16 protein-coding genes are annotated in these 18,804 nt (G+C 38.0%); 1 reads left to right on the forward strand and 15 read right to left on the reverse strand.

Annotated elements, in window-relative coordinates:
* Positions 1 to 33: 33 nt before the first annotated feature.
* The 5 genes from V4762_RS06700 to V4762_RS06720 all read right to left on the reverse strand — a co-directional run bounded on the left by V4762_RS06700 (position 34) and on the right by V4762_RS06720 (position 7,892).
* Positions 34 to 1,701, reverse strand: a complete 1,668-nt coding sequence (locus V4762_RS06700) for a flagellin N-terminal helical domain-containing protein (RefSeq protein WP_347315013.1) — start codon at positions 1,699 to 1,701, stop codon at positions 34 to 36.
* Between the two features lie 129 nt (positions 1,702 to 1,830).
* Entirely contained in the window at positions 1,831 to 5,148 is a 3,318-nt protein-coding gene (locus V4762_RS06705; RefSeq protein WP_347315014.1) for a glycosyltransferase, read from the reverse strand.
* Complete coding sequence (locus V4762_RS06710) at positions 5,145 to 6,008, reverse strand: methyltransferase domain-containing protein (protein ID WP_347315015.1); 864 nt, start codon at positions 6,006 to 6,008, stop codon at positions 5,145 to 5,147. The genes V4762_RS06705 and V4762_RS06710 overlap by 4 nt, the downstream gene beginning before the upstream one ends.
* On the reverse strand, positions 5,995 to 6,972 hold the full coding sequence (locus V4762_RS06715) for a class I SAM-dependent methyltransferase (protein ID WP_347315016.1): 978 nt from the start codon (positions 6,970 to 6,972) through the stop codon (positions 5,995 to 5,997). Before V4762_RS06715 ends, V4762_RS06710 begins: the two co-directional genes overlap by 14 nt.
* An 8-nt stretch (positions 6,973 to 6,980) precedes the next feature.
* Positions 6,981 to 7,892: a glycosyltransferase family 2 protein gene (locus V4762_RS06720; RefSeq protein WP_347315017.1), complete on the reverse strand. Its 912-nt coding sequence runs from the start codon at positions 7,890 to 7,892 to the stop codon at positions 6,981 to 6,983.
* Positions 7,893 to 7,978: 86 nt separating this feature from the next.
* Between V4762_RS06720 and V4762_RS06725 the strand changes: the two genes are divergently transcribed.
* Complete coding sequence (locus V4762_RS06725) at positions 7,979 to 8,509, forward strand: D-glycero-alpha-D-manno-heptose-1,7-bisphosphate 7-phosphatase (protein ID WP_347315018.1); 531 nt, start codon at positions 7,979 to 7,981, stop codon at positions 8,507 to 8,509.
* Here V4762_RS06725 and cysC read toward each other — a convergent pair.
* From cysC to secD, 10 genes are all read right to left on the reverse strand, one after another.
* Positions 8,506 to 9,054, reverse strand: coding sequence for an adenylyl-sulfate kinase (gene cysC, locus V4762_RS06730; protein WP_347315019.1), 549 nt, complete (start codon positions 9,052 to 9,054; stop codon positions 8,506 to 8,508). The two genes, V4762_RS06725 and cysC, sit on opposite strands and share 4 nt — an antisense overlap.
* A gap of 24 nt (positions 9,055 to 9,078) precedes the next feature.
* Entirely contained in the window at positions 9,079 to 9,252 is a 174-nt protein-coding gene (locus V4762_RS06735; protein ID WP_347315020.1) for a hypothetical protein, read from the reverse strand.
* Between the two features lie 98 nt (positions 9,253 to 9,350).
* Positions 9,351 to 10,418, reverse strand: coding sequence for a peptidogalycan biosysnthesis protein (locus V4762_RS06740; protein WP_347315021.1), 1,068 nt, complete (start codon positions 10,416 to 10,418; stop codon positions 9,351 to 9,353).
* The gene (locus tag V4762_RS06745; protein ID WP_347315022.1) at positions 10,405 to 12,429 is read right to left on the reverse strand and encodes a DNA translocase FtsK; all 2,025 of its coding nucleotides are present in this window, start codon (positions 12,427 to 12,429) and stop codon (positions 10,405 to 10,407) included. The genes V4762_RS06740 and V4762_RS06745 overlap by 14 nt, the downstream gene beginning before the upstream one ends.
* Positions 12,407 to 13,222, reverse strand: a complete 816-nt coding sequence (locus V4762_RS06750) for an alpha/beta hydrolase (protein ID WP_347315023.1) — start codon at positions 13,220 to 13,222, stop codon at positions 12,407 to 12,409. The genes V4762_RS06745 and V4762_RS06750 overlap by 23 nt, the downstream gene beginning before the upstream one ends.
* 3 nt (positions 13,223 to 13,225) lie before the next feature.
* On the reverse strand, positions 13,226 to 14,590 hold the full coding sequence (locus tag V4762_RS06755) for an aspartate aminotransferase family protein (RefSeq protein WP_347315024.1): 1,365 nt from the start codon (positions 14,588 to 14,590) through the stop codon (positions 13,226 to 13,228).
* Positions 14,591 to 14,676: 86 nt separating this feature from the next.
* Entirely contained in the window at positions 14,677 to 15,354 is a 678-nt protein-coding gene (locus V4762_RS06760) for an MtnX-like HAD-IB family phosphatase (RefSeq protein ID WP_347315025.1), read from the reverse strand.
* A 162-nt stretch (positions 15,355 to 15,516) separates the two neighbouring features.
* Complete coding sequence (locus V4762_RS06765; RefSeq protein WP_347315026.1) at positions 15,517 to 16,470, reverse strand: cation diffusion facilitator family transporter; 954 nt, start codon at positions 16,468 to 16,470, stop codon at positions 15,517 to 15,519.
* Positions 16,471 to 16,492: 22 nt separating this feature from the next.
* Positions 16,493 to 17,368, reverse strand: a complete 876-nt coding sequence (secF, locus tag V4762_RS06770) for a protein translocase subunit SecF (RefSeq protein WP_347315027.1) — start codon at positions 17,366 to 17,368, stop codon at positions 16,493 to 16,495.
* Positions 17,368 to 18,798: a protein translocase subunit SecD gene (gene secD, locus V4762_RS06775; RefSeq protein ID WP_347315028.1), complete on the reverse strand. Its 1,431-nt coding sequence runs from the start codon at positions 18,796 to 18,798 to the stop codon at positions 17,368 to 17,370. Before secD ends, secF begins: the two co-directional genes overlap by 1 nt.
* Positions 18,799 to 18,804 lie beyond the last annotated feature (6 nt).

Here is an 18,804-nt window from a genome sequence, read left to right on the forward strand (position 1 = left end):
TATAAAAGCCCGGGGTTTCCCCCGGGCGAAAAATTATTGCAATAGTGTCAAAAGACTGGATGGGATCTGGTTTGCCTGTGAGAGCATCGCTATGCCAGACTTCATCAATATTTGAAGTTGTGTAAAGTTTGTCATCTCAGAAGCCATATTTGTATCCTGGATTGCAGCGTTGGATGCAGAGAGATTATTTTGTGCTACTGAAAGGGAGTTAACGTTTGACTGTAAGGTGTTTGTCTGGAATGCGCCAAGGCTGGAGGCTATAACCGAGACCTCAGAGTTGGCAGCATCCAGGACCTGTATTGCATTCTGTGCTCCAGAAAGAGTCTGGACGTTTATCTGAGAAACGCTTTGTCCAAGGCCTGCGCTAAATCCAAGCGCGTCAGGAGTGAGGTTGTTTATTACCTGGCTCACAAGCTGACCAGCATTTGCGCCTATCTGGAAGGTGGCGCTGTTCTTTGCGAGAACGCCTATGTTAACACCAGTTGCATTGTTAAGTACGCCCTGTGCAGTCGTCCAGTTCGGATTAGCAGTAGTTGCAAAAGAAGCAGTTAATTCAGCAGAAGCTCCACTAGCGACACCAACTGTCCCACTTGCGCCTGTTCCACTCGAAGACTGAGTCACTGCAAGATTTGCGTAGAAACCATTAAATTTATTTGTCGATGCAGTATCCGCTATAACGAATTGGCCTGATGTGCCACTGCTGTTACCAGCAATGTAATTAGCAGTAATAACATCTCCTGCGTTTGCTGCACCCGAGCCTACATTCAAATACACCACAAGGTTTTGACCTGCCGTTGCAGCCAATCCAGCAGTTCCTACTGCGCCACCGATCGCGCTTACACCACTACTTAATGTAACTGGAGATACAGAAAAGCTTAATTCATTCCCATATTGAACTGAACCTAAGTCTATAGTACCTGCAGAAGCGGTACTAATTGCAGCAAACACGTTAGTGGTTCCACTAAATTGGTTGATTGCGTTAGCAATGTCAAGTGCTGCTGCTGCACTTCCATCGGCACTGCCGATGGTTGCAGTAATAGCCTGTGTGTTTGTAATATTGCCCGCCGAATCAAGAGTATTAAGAGAAAAGGTAACTGTTCCTCCAGTTCCAGAAGCAAGAGCGCTGGTTTGGAATGCGCCCGTCATATATGCTTGAGTGGCCTGTTGCTTAATTTCCATTGAAACGTTGCCAATATAGCTTACATTTGTAGCGCTTGCTGCAATTCCCATACTCGTTATGTCATTTGGCGTGGTAATCTGAGTATTGTATCCAAAATTGCCGTTTAATAGCTTGACATTACCAAAAGCTGTAGTTGCAGCAATGTTTTTCAAAGACGATATTGCTGAGTTAATCTGATATTGATCAGCCTGTCTTGAAGACGCATCGTTCACTGCAGTGTTTGATGCGCTAACCGCAAGGGTTCTCATTGACTGGATAAGGTTTGTAACCTCAGTAAGTGCACCAGCAGCTGTCTGGATCATATTTATGCCGTCATTTGAATTCTGAACTGCCTGACCCAAACCTTTAATCTGAGCCTGAAGCGTGTTAGAGATTGTCAACCCAGCCGGGTCATCTGCAGCGCTGTTGATCCTGAGACCTGTAGAGAGCTTCTCAAGGCTTGAGCTCATTGCATTGCTTGTCTGTGTAAGATTGTAGTTTGCCTGCATAGCAGAAACGTTCGTGTTAATATAAAGTGCCATTTTTTAAAACCTCCGTGTTTTAAATTTTTTCTTCCCTGTATTACAAAAATTAATAACTAAATGTAGAAATTCGACCTCCTTTCTAAATTTTAGACTCTACATAGTATATCGGAAAAAATTTAAAAATTTTTAATAATCAAAATCATTAAAAGAGGAATTTATCATAGGGTTAAAAAATATATCTGCATCGCTTACTATAAATTTCTTATACCTGGTAAGAATCCTTGAAAGTTCCTTGCTTACAGATTTTCTCTTAAATGCCGAAGAGTCTGATTTAAAGGGCTCTTCGAAATATGCCACAAGATCCGGTATAATTACTGTTCTCTTACCCAGGTTCAATGCCTTTAGGGCAAGTTCAAACTGGGAAAATGGGGCGTCCGAAATACCATTTAATTCAAGAAAAAACTCCCTCTTCATCGCAAAGATCTCTTGTATTGGGGATATAAAGTTGTTTACGACTACCCCCCTCTTAGCAAATCCCTCTTCATCGATTTGAGAGTAGTGCATAGCATAAGTAACGATGTTCTTTGAGACTATAAGTCCCAGGCCCATAACCAGGTTATTCTGACTGTAGAGCGCCTTTAAAGAAGTTATGCCTACGCCATCCTTTGCAAGGTATGAGGTTAAACCCGTGACAGCCTCTTTATCAATTCTTCTTATCGAGCTCTTGACTATTAGCATATTTTCAGATTTTGACTTCTTAACAGCTTCATTTAACTCCTTAAAATTTAAGACCCTTATAACCTGAAAGTCTCTTGAAAGATAATTTATGACTTCATCATCTGCACTCTCTCCCACGATGAAAACTTCAGTTGTCTCTTCTTTTACTTTCGGATAGATCCTAAAGCAGTCTCCTATGGTCTCAATTCTGTCATATTCAAATCCAACTCTTTTTAGGTGATCAATTAATGCTACCCTTTCCTCCTCAAGGTTTTTGGACGCTTTAGACCTAACCAAATGCATAGGGATTCTAAAGGTTGTGGGATTCTTTTCAGAAATTCTAAGCAAGAGGTCATAGTGAAAATCAGCAGATGGCCCCTGGAGTTTTTCTATTATCTCATTTTCTATCTCTTGTAAATCTGATTCCAAAAGCTCGTCAAATAAGCTGTCCAGATCTGGCATATCTGAAATTCTCTCCTCCAGGACCTGCATTAGCAGTCTCTTTTCTACCACAAAGGTTTTGCCTATATAGTTATAGCTCTCTAAAAATTCAACTGAGAGCCCAGGGGTACAGATGGGCTCATCTTCAAAAATGTAGTCTACAGTAATTAACTGTACACCCTGTTCTTTTGCAACTCCATAGATATAAGACAAAAACCACGGGTGAAACCGGGCATCTTTATCTGTAACGACAAAATATTCCTCTTTTGACGAACTCAAATTGTCTAAAAAACTTTGTGAATCAAGAAATTCTACTACCTGGAATACAGGAAACTGCTGCCAACTAAGTGTTTTGTGCAGATCTCTTAGATCGTTTTCTTCTTCTTTAAAAACGCCAATGCCTATAAAATCAGATTGAATGTCGTCTTTAAAATATGGCGATAAAACTTTTTGTCCTCTCTCAAAGCTGCTCATCTCTAAAACCCTATCCTTATTTGTCAAACCATATTTATATATTCTTGTATCCCACTGATTAGGAACATACCATTTTGAATGTATGTAGAAATCCGGCAGGATCTCTACTCTTGAGAAAAGCTTCCTTTGATCGTCTTTCTCCATACCTACGCGATATGCGTGAAGCTGCTGTGAGATGCTCTCTGAAAATGCATAGGTCACCTTACATTTTTTTGAGACTCCTACCCAGAGGCTCTCTCTTTTTTTAAGAAGGGTTTCAATGAATGCATACTCACAGTTTTCATAATTCCCAGTCTCAACGCCATTTATCTTTTCAATAAAACTCCTTTTGCCAACAAGAAATTTAAAGGGCAAAGCGCTCATAACCTGGGCAACACTATCTACAAATACGGGAGGCGACTCAGCAAGGAAATATCCAGGCGCCACAGGCCCCGTAAGAGAGTCCATCTCCTTGAAAGCCAGGCCACAGGACAGGATCTTACCTGTCATATCCAGCAAAGTTGGCGAAATAACATCTAAGTCATTTTCCTCTAACTCTCTAATCAGGGCCTTAAACACATCGAAATCGGATTCATATGGCAGGAAAATCGGGGTAACAATAGCAAAATGTTCTCCTTTTAGATTGCTCTCAATGAAAGAGTAGACATTTTGTATTTTTTCTGGCATTTTTAAAATGTTTAGCTCTGCGTTTAAGTCTTTCGTAAACTCTTCCAGGAGTTTTATCTCGTCTTCGATTAGAGACTCGTCTACAGGATAGTAAAAATAAAAAATGCTTAATACATCGTCTTTCTTAGGAAAATATTCTATTTTTTGAAAAGTTTTCTTCGGATGCAGTATGTCTTCTTCGTCAATGCCTACAACATCTTTCAAGTATTTTTCTGCTTTTACCTTAGACCAAATATGATTTTTAAGAACATCATCTCTTGCATTTTTAGCAATATTTGCCCTAAGATCAGCATTCTCAATAAGCTCACATATTGCATCGAACCATTGATCTCTCCCCTTTACAAGAATGCCACATTTTCTGTCCTCGACTTCCAATTCATATGGATCCAGCCTGTCATAAACTCCTGCAAGGTTTGAACAGCCATACTCATAATATTTTAGAGAAGACCTTGCTCTATTGAATGGATGTTCCAATATAGGCGCAACTGCAATTTGAAATTTTGAGTACTGAAAGGGGTAAATATCAAACGGCAACCAATGATGGAAGCTCTTCTTCTCGTCTTTTACCTGCAAATTTATATATGTCTGGAGATCCCCTCCAATGTGAACCTTGACATTGTCGTATTTTAAGACAATTTCTTTAAGCACATCTCCTACTATGTCAAAGTCACCCACATGAGAGGAAGATCCGAACCAACATATATTTATATCTTCAATACCCAATTGCTTAGCTGGTGTAATCTTCAAAAATATATCAGGATCGAGATTATTTGGGTTAACCACAATATTTTCATTAAAGTTTTTATAAAAATCTCTCAAGAATCTTGTAGAAACTATCACCTTGTCTACCGTTCTAAGCATATCCTCAAAAAAATCTATAGGCCTTTTCTTATAATATTTGTATCTGTTGAGCCAATAAGTTCTTGAAGGATTAAAAGCTGGCACGTCGTGATAAAAGTCATCAAACTCCAGCATTAACTTCTTTCTCAATTTTTTTATGTATCTAAATTCCTCCAGCCTTTCAGGATATGGCGTTTTTTGAATTATTATAAAATCATGCTCTCTCATCAAACTCTCGTTCATCTCATCGGTAATATTAAATTCGATTGAATCGGAAAAATATCTCTCTATAAACTTTGAAGGAAGCTTCATTCTGTAATAAGGGCAGCCTGTGTGATCACTTACAACGCCTAAAATCTTTATCATCCTTTTTGCTCCTCTTTAAATTTTTTTACAACACCCTTTAGCTCTTCAAAATTGTTCACAGAAGACAGATGAACTTTTAGCTTCTCAAATGAAGTAACTGAGCTGTTATAAAGTTCAACTATTTTTTCTTTCACAGATTCGTTGCTCTTGCTTATGGCTAAAATATTATCTTTGAGATCCTGCTCTCTGGCAATCAACTCTGAAAAGTAATCCTCTAAACGATTTATCCTATCTTCATTAATGGCCAACCGATCTAATATGAGCGAGTAAAGGTTCTGACACAGGCCTTGTTTTTTTAGGTGGACAAAATAATATTCATCATCGCTAACAGGACACACATCGAAAAAGCTGTCGCCCGATGTGATTGATTGAAAACTATCCACGCTAATAACTTCAAGCTTTGATGACCCAAGGGAATCGTTAATTTTTTTTATCCACTCAAAAAAGGACAACTTAGTGAAGAATCTAACATAATTCCTACCGTTAAAGACAGATTTGTAAAGCATATCGCCCCTTATTGTCCTCTCTAAAAGATTCCTTGAAGAGACGTCCTGAAAAATGAGTCTTATATTGCCACCTGGTTTTAGAATGTTCACGCAATCAATGAGAACTATAGCTGGGTCAGTCAATGTGTGGATTGTATCTGAAATTATTATATTTCCAAATGAGTTATTGGGTAAATTAAATTTGCTAACAGAGCTTTCGTAATCTGAGGTTTCTATAAATTGAACAGAACCTGACGACATTTCATTGCCCATATCCTCTGGAACATCTATCATCAGAGCATCTCTTATATTATTTTTATTTTTTAAAACTTCTTCTCTCAAAAAGTTTTTTAAATTATGGTTAGTCTTGAACATAACCATCGCCCTTCATTTCTTTTTTAGCACTGAGAGCCAATTGGTCAAGAAGATCTGAAATATCAAGGCAAAGCTTTTCTACTTCTTCCTTTTCACCTGTCAAGCTGTCTACAAATGACTTATATTCACTAATTTTCTTTAGTCTCTCATTAATCAGGTCAAGGCTATCAGGGGATTCTATTATTCTTTTTAGATTAACTGGATCGCCCATTTTATAAAGTTTAAAACAGTTCTGGAGTGAGAGAGACTCCTGGGTAGAGAAAAGATTATAAAGCACATTATGCTTCTCCTTAAATAGAGATAAAAATTCATTTTCAGGAAAGCGAGTAAAGCCCAACCAATATATGTCCAGATTACAGTCTTCAAGAAATTCTTTATTTAGGAACTGTACCCATTTTGCAAAGGATCTTCTTGAAAAGAAATTAAGGTTATTGTCATCCAGGATGCCATATTCATTGTAATTAAATTTCCCGTAAAAAAGATTTAAGATGACGTCCAGGTTTGTTATATTTGGCAAACTCAATAAAATATTAGACTCAGAATCCATTTTATTCAAAAAAGCCCTCAAAACTTCCTCAGGCTGTGTTAGTTGACAAAAGACGTCGGCCATCAAGATGTGATCAAATTTTATATCCAATTTTTCAAAATCCTGCCACCCAACGTTATCTCTTCTATTTAAATTGGCCATAAACAAGCCTTCATAAGAATTTGACTCTCTTGCCTTTTTCATAGACTCTTCGCGAGCATCAATTCCATAAACCCTGCATCTTTTTTTAGAACTTAGGTATCTGCCCAAATCGCTTTCTAAGGATCCCACTTCCAGAACAACGCTTTCAGGCCTAACCTGATCGAGCAGCAACTTATGAAATAGCCCATTGTCAATAATCTGCTCGCTCACACTGTATTTCTTTTTTTTATCGCTTTCAGAAAACAAAAGATTTGTCTTAGCATTGCCTAAATTCATCTTTCCCCCTATGTTTTAGTTTTAATTTCTCTTAAGATATCAATTACATTTTTTTTCTGTTCAGGAGATATACTTTCTTTTTTCAAAATTTCTTTTAACCAAAGAAGCATCATCTTTTTCCAAAAATCATATAAATTGTTTTGAATACAATAATCTCTCTCGCTTTCCAATAGTTTAATCAAATCTATAAGCATCTTAATATGGAATGAGGAAGAAGTATTTCTAAAATGAACCCTATAGCCTGCAACCGATTGATTGAAAAACTTAAACCTATACTTTTTCGAAAGGGCTATCCAGAGAGGCATATCTTCTATAAAATAGGCTTCATTGAATCCTCCAACATCTAAGATGTACTCAGTCTTAGCAAGCCAGGATGGAGTGGGTAGATATCCTCTAAAAAGAGTTTTGTAGGTTCCAAACTCATCTTCATCTAGATAGTTAAAATCATCCCTGTCGGAGGCAAGAACTTCCATTACTCTATCTGACTCAATAGAGCCCGTTCGTACCCTCATAGCCAATCCCTGATCGTCGATATATGTCGCATCCCCAAAAACAATTGCATAGTTATCGGGCAGGCTTTCAAGCTCATTAACAAGCAAACTTATCTTGTCTAAAAAAATAATGTCATCTGAAGCCATTAAAGAAAAATACCTGCCTTGAGCCCAATTTAGACACTTACTTAATGTCTTTGTTATGCCGTTATTTTTATCCGAGTTTATGTACTCAAATCTAACAAATCTGCTCTTACAAATATCTATCATTTCGCATATCTTGCTGTGTGTATTATCTGTCGAACAGTCATTTATAATAATAAATTCAATATTGTCGTAATTTTGATCTATAACGCTTTTTATGGCTTCCTGCACAAATTTTTCGTGATTGTAAGCAGGCATAGCAATCGTTACAAGAGATTTTTCCATTAGCTTCTCCTTAAGGCTATTTTGTACAATAGTATAATTATTATATATATCGACACTCTAAAAGCAAATTTGAAAGAGAGGAGAAGTTGAAAATTTTAAATAACCCAAGAGGTATAGCCTTTCTTGACAGAGACGGCACGATAAACGAGAGAATTATAGATGGATATGTTACGGATAAACTTGCCTTCAAGTTCATAAAAAATGCAAAGAAGGCGATAAGGCTGCTCAATGAAGAAAAATTTATTACGGTTCTGATTACCAACCAAAGAGGCATAGCAAGGGGTCTGATGACTGAAAACGACCTTGAAGAGATTCACAGCTTTATGCAGGCCGAGCTATTAAAATCAGGCGCTAAGATTGATAAAATATTTTTCTGTCCTCATGATATCTTAGACAATTGCGATTGCAGAAAGCCAAAACCAGGCATGATCTTTCAGGCACTTCTCGAGTTAGAAAGGGATGAAGTAGATATAAACGTGCCAAAATATTTTATAGGCGATACCGATAGCGATATGCAAACGGCAAAGAATGCAGGCATTATAGGCTTAAAAATAGACGCAGAAAATGGGGATTTTGTAGATCTACTTGCTGCAGTAGAACATTTAATCAAAAGCTAATACTCAGCTACACCTGTAGGCATTAGAAATTTTCTTGTCAAAAAGCCTTCTATCTCCTTAAAGCACTCCTTTACATCCAAAATGTCTGTTCTAATCCTGATATCAGGATTAATAGGCTCTTCATATACGTCATCAACCCCTGTAAAATTCTTTATTTCTCCCTTTCTTGCTCTTTTGTACATCCCCTTTACGTCTCTTTTTTCACAAACCTCCAGCGATACGTCAAGATATATCTCGACAAAGCCATCCCCGATAATCTCTTGTGCCTTCAACCTTGCCTCAGAATAAGGAGCTACCATAGAAAGTATACATGACGATCCTCTATCCATAAGGTCTCGCGCTCTATTTGCAACTCTGATTATATTTTCTATCCTTGAAGACCTTGAGAAATCCAAATCCTTAGAGATAGACTCTCTCACTCTATCCCCGTCGAAAAGCTCCACCTCAATTCCCTTGGAAGAAAGATTTTCATACAAAGTCTTTCCCAGAGTAGTCTTTCCAGAACAGGGCAGACCAGTAATTAGTAAACAGAAAGTTTTTTGCAAGATGCACTCCTAAAATTTTATGTTTTATTTCTTCTCAAGAACGTCATCAATAATGTCATCTTCCTTTGTATAAGTTGCTTCATCAGAAAGCTTCACCAGATCATCTTTAAGCAGATTTTTCTTATACAGTAAAAAGGTCAGATAACTCTCTGCCTTGTCCACATCAGATTCTTGAAGGCTGTCAATAAGCTTTTTCAATTTTAACTTTTTATTATTAATCTTTATCACTCCTTTTTGTTAAGACGACTGCACTATTTATTATCATTTGAAAGCTTAGGATTGTCAAAGTCATTGTGTCAGGATTTTTTATTCATAAACTTTTCAAATTCGTTTTTATCAGATTCGAAATACCTTGCAAGATATTTTAGAGCCTTTCTGATCAAAGGGTTCCTCGGATAGACGCAGTGGAGAGTAAAGTTAAAATCAGCTCCCAAATAAGCCTTAACCTCAGGATTGGTCCACCCTATTACAAATTTTTTTAGCTTGTTATCAAGACAATATTGAAGATTATCAAACCAACTCACAAAATATACGCTCATATCGAGCGCCTGGGGATATTTGAACCCTGCAATCTTGTCAATAAGCATATCTTCACCCTGAAAGCATATCTTATACCCTATAAGTTCATTGGTAGTCTTTGCATAGTATGAGAAAATTTTTGCGCCTAAGGTCTTACTTCTCAAAAGCCCGCTGAAGAAATCAGGAGTCAACTTGTCAAAGTGAACATAGCTCTTATTGTAAACGTTCTCATACATTTGATAATATTCAGCCAACCTTGGCTCATCAAATGATTCTCCAGAATCCTCTATTTCAAGCTTCAAATCTGGCTTTTTCTTTAATTTTCTTCTAAAGTCATATCTTCTCTTCTGTGAAAACTTCATCAGATATTCATCAATACTCTCAAAGTCTATAAGCCTATATGCCAAGGCCTGTCCAGCTATAGTTACGAAGCCTCTTTTTTCAAGAGAGTCTATTAGCCTATCAGAGTAAGCATTTTCTCTTGCTGAAAGGAGGGGTGAATTTTTTGGTATGTCCTTTGCTATGAGATATTCAGTATTCCACCCTTCAAATATAGAATCTATAAACAAATCTGTGTCAATATCGGGCAGTACAAGATATTCTGACAGAGTAGTCCCCACAAAGGTTGCGAATGGCTTAAAAAAACCACTTAATATTGGAAAATTTTCTAAGGCTCTCAATTTTTTAGCGATAGATTCATCAGCAGTCGTAAGAATGTTAAAAATAGTTTCAAAGAGTATAACGCCGTTATTGTTTCTAACGCGAAAATCATACGGTGGAAATTTTGCAAACAGCTCGATTAACTCGGATGGTTCTATTTGATTGAGCATATTATTTATCGGCAATCACGTCCCTTGTTCCAGAATTTCCTTTTGGGGCCGACACTATGCCTCTCTTTTCGAGCTGATCCATTATTCTGGCAGCTCGGGAAAAACCGATCTTGAGCCTTGTCTGAAGATATGTGGTAGAAGCCCTTTTTGTAGATACAATTATCTCCCTTGCCTCATCAAATAGCTCATCAAGTTCGACCTCGTCCTCGTCGTTGTTATTTTTTATCTCAAGGGGAGTCTTGTGCAATGATGGGTATTGTCGCCAATGCTCCACCAGAGCCTTTATCTCGTCATCGTCTACCAAACAGCCCTGTACCCTAACGGGTTTCAAGACTCCCTGCGGATAGTACAGCATATCGCCTCTACCCAGTAGCCTCTCGGCTCCGCCAAAGTCAAGAATTGTCCTTGAATCCACAAAACTTGAAACCGCAAAAGCAATCCTTGATGGTATATTCGCCTTTATGGTGCCCGTTATAACGTCTACCGAAGGCCTTTGTGTAGCGAGTATCAAATATATGCCTGTAGCCCTTGCCATCTGTGCCAAACGGAAGACGACCTCTTCCACCTCTTGTGAAGCAAGCTTCATCAAATCGGCAAACTCATCTATTATTATGATGATATATGGCATCTTCTCTTCAGGAAATTTTTCGTTAAAGGTTTGAAGGTTTCTGACTCCCTTTTTCGCAAAAAGATCATATCTCTTCTCCATCTCATTTAAAGCGTATACCTTAAGAAGCTTGGCTGCGTCCTTTGCGTTCACGATAATGGGCGTCCTAAGATGCGGTATGCCCTCATACAAAGATAACTCCACCCTTTTTGGATCTATCAGAAGAAGTTCGAGGTCCTTTGGCGTATTTCTTGCAAGAAGGCTCATTAATATTGAATTTACACAAACTGATTTTCCTGCGCCTGTAGCCCCTGCAATGAGCGTATGTGATAGATCGAATATATCTGCAACCACACTGTTTCCCAGCACGTCTTTGCCAAGCGCTACCAAGAGTTTTGAGGGGTTTTCCTTTACAGATTTGTCCATCAATATCTCAGATAGCCTTACTGCAGATCTCTTGCTCTTTGGTATCTCTATTCCCAGAGTCCCCCTGCCAGGAATTGGACCATCAATCCTTACAGAGCTTGTAGCCAGACCCAGAGCCACCTCATCAGCAAGAGAGATTACCCTTTGGAGCTTGGTGCCAGGCGGGAGGGAGATCTCATAAAAAAGCAGAGTGGGTCCCTCATAAAAGCTTACTACCTTCACTTCTATGCCAAAGTCAGAAAATACCTTTATCAATTTCTCTTTTACCTTAGAGTGGTCAAGGGTAGATTTTGTCTGTATGGGCGGTTTAAAAAGAGATGGATTGGGCAGCTTATAAATTTTTTCAGAAACATTTGAATTTTGACCTTGAACAGAGCCCTTTTCATAGCTAAAGTCATCAGGCTTTTTCTGCCCTACCGAGCGATTTTTAAACTCAGGTTCTACTGCTGAGTTGATTTTAGTTTCAAGCGATCTTTTATTTAAATCTTTTTTTTTACCTATTTGATCGTTTTTTTTTAAGAAAGGCGGTAAGGATGGCTTTAATGAAGGCCATTTTTTATTATAATAATAAATTTTTAGCAAAAGGAAAAAGAATAAAAAGAGCACCAAGAAAGTTGTAGCCCCCTGCACTCCGAAAAAGAATTTCAAGAAGGGGACGAATTTAGCTGAAATTACAGGTATTGGGCTTGTATTCGTAGGCCATATTGTAAAACCTATATCGTACAAACCCAATAAAAAAACAGAACAAAGAGAGATGAACAAAGACAAGCCAAGCTCGGTAAAAAAGGTCTTTATGCTTGTGCTTAGTTTTAGATCGATTAAAAAAAGCGTTAAAAATAGAAAGAATGCAACGCCAAATTGACCCGATATAATTCTCAGATATCTACCCATTTGGCCACTATCGGGCAAAATACCAAAAATGATGACAACAGTGTAAATAAACAGTACAACTATTTGAAAGTATTTGGCATTAAACTTGACCGTCTTTCCCATTCACCACCTCTGAATATTTTAGAAAAAAATCACTACTCTCTTTAAACACCATATCTCTTTCGTTGTCAAGGGTTACCATATGATATGAATCGTGTAACTCGATAAATTTCTTATCCTTCGAGGACAGCTTGCTAAAAAGGTCTTTTGCATTTTTTATATCACAAAGGTCATCCTGTTTAGAATGTAAGATTATAGTTGGGGTTTCAATTTCTTTCAAATAAGGTCTTATGTTCTTTGAAAGTCTTAAAAGCTCTCTAATTGAAATAGCGCTATAGCTCTCATACACTCCAGAAGATTTATTTTGCATAATCCTTAGAACCTGTCGCCTAACAGATTCGTTTTTTATCCCGTATGGCTCAGCCTCTGTATAGGAATAAAACCATATAAATGGAGGGACAAATGCAAGCGGAAGCAAAAATTTGTACCACGGGAGATTCCATCCATCTATCGCAAGGGTCGGCGAAAGCAATGCCTGCGCTTTAACGGGAAATTTTCTACAAATTTCAAGACAAAGCAGCGCACCCAGACATATTCCACTTATAAAAACCTCATCATATTCGTTTGATATCGTCTTATACTTATCTTGTGCAAAATAAGACCAATCTTGCCACACAACCTTATCAAGGGCTGACGGCTTGCTGCAATGACCAGGCAAACAAGGAACAAAAACGTCAAATTTTAGAGAAAAAAGATACTTTGCAAACCTTGAAAGCTCAAGAGGGGTTCCTGTCATGCCATGGAACAATATAACAGCCCTTCTATTGCCAGATTTTAATTCTATATCTTTAATCAATTTTTATACCGAAAATTTGGAAAAAAGCTGATCCAAAAGCCCTATAGCAAGATCAATCTCTTCATCTGTAATATACAATGAGGGCGCAAGTGTAAAGACGTTTTTGTAATATCCCCCGATGTCTAATATAAGGCCATATTTCTTTCCCTTGTATTCCAAATTGCCTTTCAAGCCCTCTTCAAGAATGGTATCGGTTAGAGCCTTGTTCGGTGTAAAAGAGTCATCCTCGCAGACCTCGATCCTCAACGCAAGGCCAAGCCCTTCCACGTGTCCAATCACTTTATATTTTTTCTTTAGGTATTCTAAGCCTTCAAGAAAGACCTTTCCCTTTCTGTTCACTTCGCTCTCAAAATGCTCCTCTTTCATAAGACCCATAACCTCAAGGCCAGCCCTTGCTCCCAAGACATTTGAGGCAAACGTCGAATGAGTAGAGCCTGGTGGGAACATATCAGGGCTGATAATCTCTTCCTTCGCCCAAAGTCCAGAAAGGGGATTCATGCCGTTCGTCAAAGACTTACCAAATGTAAGGACATCAGGAGACAAGCCAAAGTGTTCGGCAGCCCACATCTTGCCAGTTCTGTAAAAGCCCATCTGAATTTCATCATCTACTATAAGTATCTTTCTCTCTCTCAATACCTTGGAGAGCTTTTCAAAGTATCCCATTGGAGGTATGACATATCCGCCCGTGCCCTGGATTGGTTCAATAAAAAATGCTGCGTATTCGCACTCTGAAACCTTGGAATCCCAAACGCTATTGTATTCTGTCTCAAATAGCTTTTCGAACATCTTCAGACAGTAAAAATCACAAGTCTCTAACTTCTTCCCGTAGAAGCACCTAAAACAGTATGGGTATGGATGAAAATAAGCCCTATCAGAAAAATGCCCAAACCTCCTCCTGTACCTGTAGCTCGATGTGATTGCAGAAGCGCCAAGAGTTCTACCGTGGTATCCCCCCATAAAGGCAAACATCAAGCTCTTGCCTGTATAATTTCTCACAAGCTTTAGCGCGTCCTCAGTAGCCTGCGATCCGCCGACGTTAAAATGAACCCTGCCCCTTTTGTTAAATTTTTCTTGCATAGCAAGAGATATCTCCTTTGACAAAAGGATCTTTGGCTCGCTAAGATATTGAGAGGTTACCTGTGGCAATGTGTCCATCTGATCTATCAAGGCATCATTAATCTTTTTATTTTTATATCCGAAATTACATGCGCTATACCACATTTGAAGATCTAAAAATGTGGTGTTTGCAGAATCGTACATAAAAGATCCCTCTGCACTGCGAAAAATCTTAGGCTCTTTTACATAGTGAACTGTATCCCCAAAGGAACAAAAATCTCTTTCTAATTTGTAAAGCTCTTGATCTGTCATTAATTTTCCTCCTAAAGTTGACTGCCTCAAAATATATATAAAGATAAAAAAAGATAAAAACTTATAATATTACCTAATTCTTAAAGCTATATTGACGCTCTTATTTTAGCAATAGATTCACTCGCCAACAATTCATTGGCAATAAATGCTTTAATTTCAGAAAATTTATCGAAATTATAAAAATTATAACCCTTTTGGTGAGAAAACTTTGTAAGCTGATCCTTTGAAAATACAAAATCAGCCATGCCCGAAGGACAGAAATCAGATCTCCCATTGCCTATATAGTATATAAATTTTTCTTTCGAATACTTCTCTACGATCCTACACTTACAGACTCCTGATGCTACCTTGCAGGACTCATCCCTATATGGAAAGCCTATGGACAATTTCCCATCATTAAAACCTAAAGAATTTGAAAAAAACCTTATATTTAGCTTTAGTTTTTTAAATATGTAGTCTATAAATAGATCAAACCCATCGCTTAAAACAATCAGGTCAATTCCACTGCTTTTTGTAAACTCATAAAACTCTATAAAACTTTCGTCTACTTCTACCGACTCAAGAAAATTATAAATTTTTTCTAAAGTAATGCCCTTTACACAGGCAAGCTGCCTTTCCAAACACTCATCAGATCCAATAGAGCCATTCTGCCAGATTAGCTCTATTTCTTCCCATTCTGGCACGGCAAATCTCTTAAAAAAGTCGTCCACAGTGTCCTTTTTCGTTATAGTTCCATCGAAATCACAAAATATAATCTTTTCCATATTTTTAGCTTATGTAAAATAGATTAAAATATAATTAAAAACAAAACTTAATCATATTCTAATATCCGACAAGAACTCAATTTTTTGCAATTCAAATTGCACCTCATTTATCAATATTTTTTATAAATTACAATTGTTAATATTCTTAAAAGATAATATGTCTTATTTTATCAATGGACACTTATTTCTTAGCTTTTTTGAGTCATTATCCATAGGACACGCCAGGTTAAGTCTTTGACAATTATTTGTGCAGGTAGAATTCTCTTCAATACAAGAATCTAATCTGAAAACTATGTCAAGATTGGGAAATTTATTTTTCAAACATGAAACCAATTGCTCAGCGCACCTGTTTGCCTGGTAAAGTGTAAAACAAGCAGGAAAGACCAGATGAAGGTCCAGATAGACTTCGTTGCCTGCCATCCTTGTTCTAACGTTGTGTACAGACAATAAGCCTGGTATGTGCGTACACTGGGACTTCAGATATGACTCGACCTCTATAACTCTTGTTTCCATTATTGATGACACTGATTTATAGCCCAGAGAAAGAGATGTTTTCAATATCCAGAAAGATATCAAAATTGACATAAGGGCATCCAAAAAGTGCAAAGAAAATACTTCCTGTATAAATAGACCCATCAAAACAGCAAAGCCTACAACTACGTCGGCCATAAGGTGAATCGAATCAGCCCTTAAGACGTTCGAATCAAAGGACTTTGCGCCGAATTTTTCAAATATAGAACCTGCGAATACCAAAACAAGAGTAAATCCATAAAAAGCCATTGAAAGCGGCTCCATCTTAAATGTGGGCTTATCGACCCTTGAAACTGCCTCATAAAGAATAAAGGCTGCAAGGGCCAAAAGGACAAGAGCCTCCAGCAATACGAATAAATCCTCTATTCTTCCATGACCATAAGGATGGGATCTGTCAGCAGGCTTTCTTGCCCCAATACAGGCAACTCCAGCCGCAAAGCTAAGTCCCACATCCGTTATGGCATGAAATCCCTCGGCAGTAATAGCTAGCGATGATGTCAAAAAACCAGCATAAATCCTGATTATTGCGCTAACAAGAGTCAAAAATGCCGCCGAATATGCAAAATGTTCTTCTTTTTTAAACAATAAAACCTGTGTCCTTTTTATATTATTTGGATCTCTCTTTTCTTCTTTTTCTGAAATTAGTCCAGTCTACGACAAGTGCAGTAGCGTTAAATATAGATGAATATGTTCCGCTAATAATGCCGATCAGAAGGGCTACTATAAACCACTTTATGACAGGACTTCCGAAAATAAGAAGTGAAAGCAAAACTAACACAACGGTAAAAGAGGTATTTATAGATCTTGAAATAGTTTGAAGTGTGCTGAAATTCGCAATTTCTTCAAATTCATGCTTTTTTATAAACTTCATATTTTCTCTTATTCTGTCAAAAATGATGATAGAGTCGTGCATAGAATAACCTATAGTGCTCAAAACAGCCGTAACAAAGAGCGAGTCGACTTCAGCGTGGAAAATCACGCCAAATATTGAAAATAGACCCGTTATGACCAATACGTCGTGTAACAGTGCTATTACCCCGCATATAGCAAATACAGGCTTGTATCTAAAGGATAGATACAAAATTATCAAGAAAGATGCTACTAAAACTAATATGATTGCCTGTCTGACAAGCTCAGCAGATACTGTAGGTCCTATCATATCTATCTTATCGAAGCTAATTTTGCCCAGTTGGGTTTGCAAGCTTGAAACAAGCGTTCTCTGTTCCTCGATATTTAGCGGCTTTGTTCTAACAATAAACGAATTGCCAGACTGTTGAATCGTCGTATCTTTAAGATTGTTTGAATCCAATACAGATCTTAGCTTATCAATACTAACAGGATTCTCTGGTCTCATTTGTATCATAGTGCCACCAGTAAAATCAATTGAAGGCCTAAGGCCAAACATAATAAGAGACATTACCCCTGGCAAGATTATTAACAAAGACAATCCATAAAACCATTTTCTAAGCCCGATTATATTCACTATTTCTTCCTCCTTTTAGCTCTTCTGTCTTTCCTGGAGGTGATAGCCTTCTCTGGCTTTTTTTCTATCTCTTCATTTTTATCTCCAATGGGCTCTTCTACAACAGAAGACGGTTTATTTTTTTCTGATATGGGCTTTGAGATCTCAGGAACAGGAGAGCCTGGCTCATCTGGCACTTCATCTGTAATTGAAGCGTTTATACCTACCTTTGCCCCATAAAAAGCTGGCTTTTTAAAAAATCCAGTATGGACCACAAGGTCCATCAGTGCCCTTGAGATTATAACGGCCGTAAAAAAGCTTATAATGACACCAAAAGCAAGAGTAACTGCGAAGCCCTTTATTATGCTAGATCCCCATGTAAACAATACAGCAGTCGTAATAAGAGTACTGGCATTGGAATCTATAATTGCTGGCAGTGCTCTTTTGAAACCCAAATCCATTGCAGAGATCAATGGTATGCCCTTTCTAAGCTCTTCCTTCAACCTCTCAAATATCAATATATTTGCGTCTACCGCCATACCAATAGATAGAATAAAACCTGCAATGCCTGGTAGTGTTAAAGTAACAGGTATGAACTTAAATATGCCAAGTACAATTATGCCATACAAAAGCAGCGCAAAATCGGCAATCAAGCCTGGTAGTCGGTAATACAAGATCATAAAGATAGCGACAAGCAAGAGTCCTATAAATCCAGCTTTCCAGCCAGAGTCTACTGCGTCTTTTCCAAGCGTAGGACCTACCACCCTTTGTTCCACAAGTTTTACAGGAACAGGCAAGGCACCAGCTTTTATTTGAATTGCGAGCTCCTTTGCGCTTTGAAGTGTAAAGTTGCCAGATATCTGAGCTTTTCCACCTGTAATAGCCTCTTTTACTACAGGAGAAGATATCTCGTTGTTGTCAAGAAATATCGCTAAAGGCTTATTTATATTGTTTGCAGTAACCTCAGCAAACTTCTTTGCGCCTTCAGTATTAAATGTAATATCTACGACAGGCCTACTGTTTGTATCGTATCCAACTTTTGCATCTTGCAGATCGGCGCCAGTTAGAGCTGTTTTCCAGCCAGTGATCTTCCCTGTCACAGTATCATAAATTGGCTCTTTAAACTCAAGAAACGCAGTTTTTCCTATAACGTTTAATGCATTTTGATAATCTTTAATGCCAGGTAACTGGACGAGAATAGAGTTGTTCCCCTTCAATTGGATAAGAGGCTCTGATACCCCAAGTCCGTTTACCCTGTTTTCAATAACTGCCTTGACCCCTTGCATTACGTCTTTGTTCACAGTAACAGTATTAGTGTTCTGAGCCTCCAGAACAACTTCCATTCCACCCTGCAAATCCAATCCCTCTTTAAGAGGCATAAGATAGTTTATAGCAACGGCAGCCGCTAATACTATAAGGATAATGCCCCATCTCAATCTTTTAAATGTCAAATCCTT

It is taken from the genome of Thermodesulfobium sp. 4217-1 (assembly GCF_039822205.1).
GTDB lineage: Bacteria > Thermodesulfobiota > Thermodesulfobiia > Thermodesulfobiales > Thermodesulfobiaceae > Thermodesulfobium.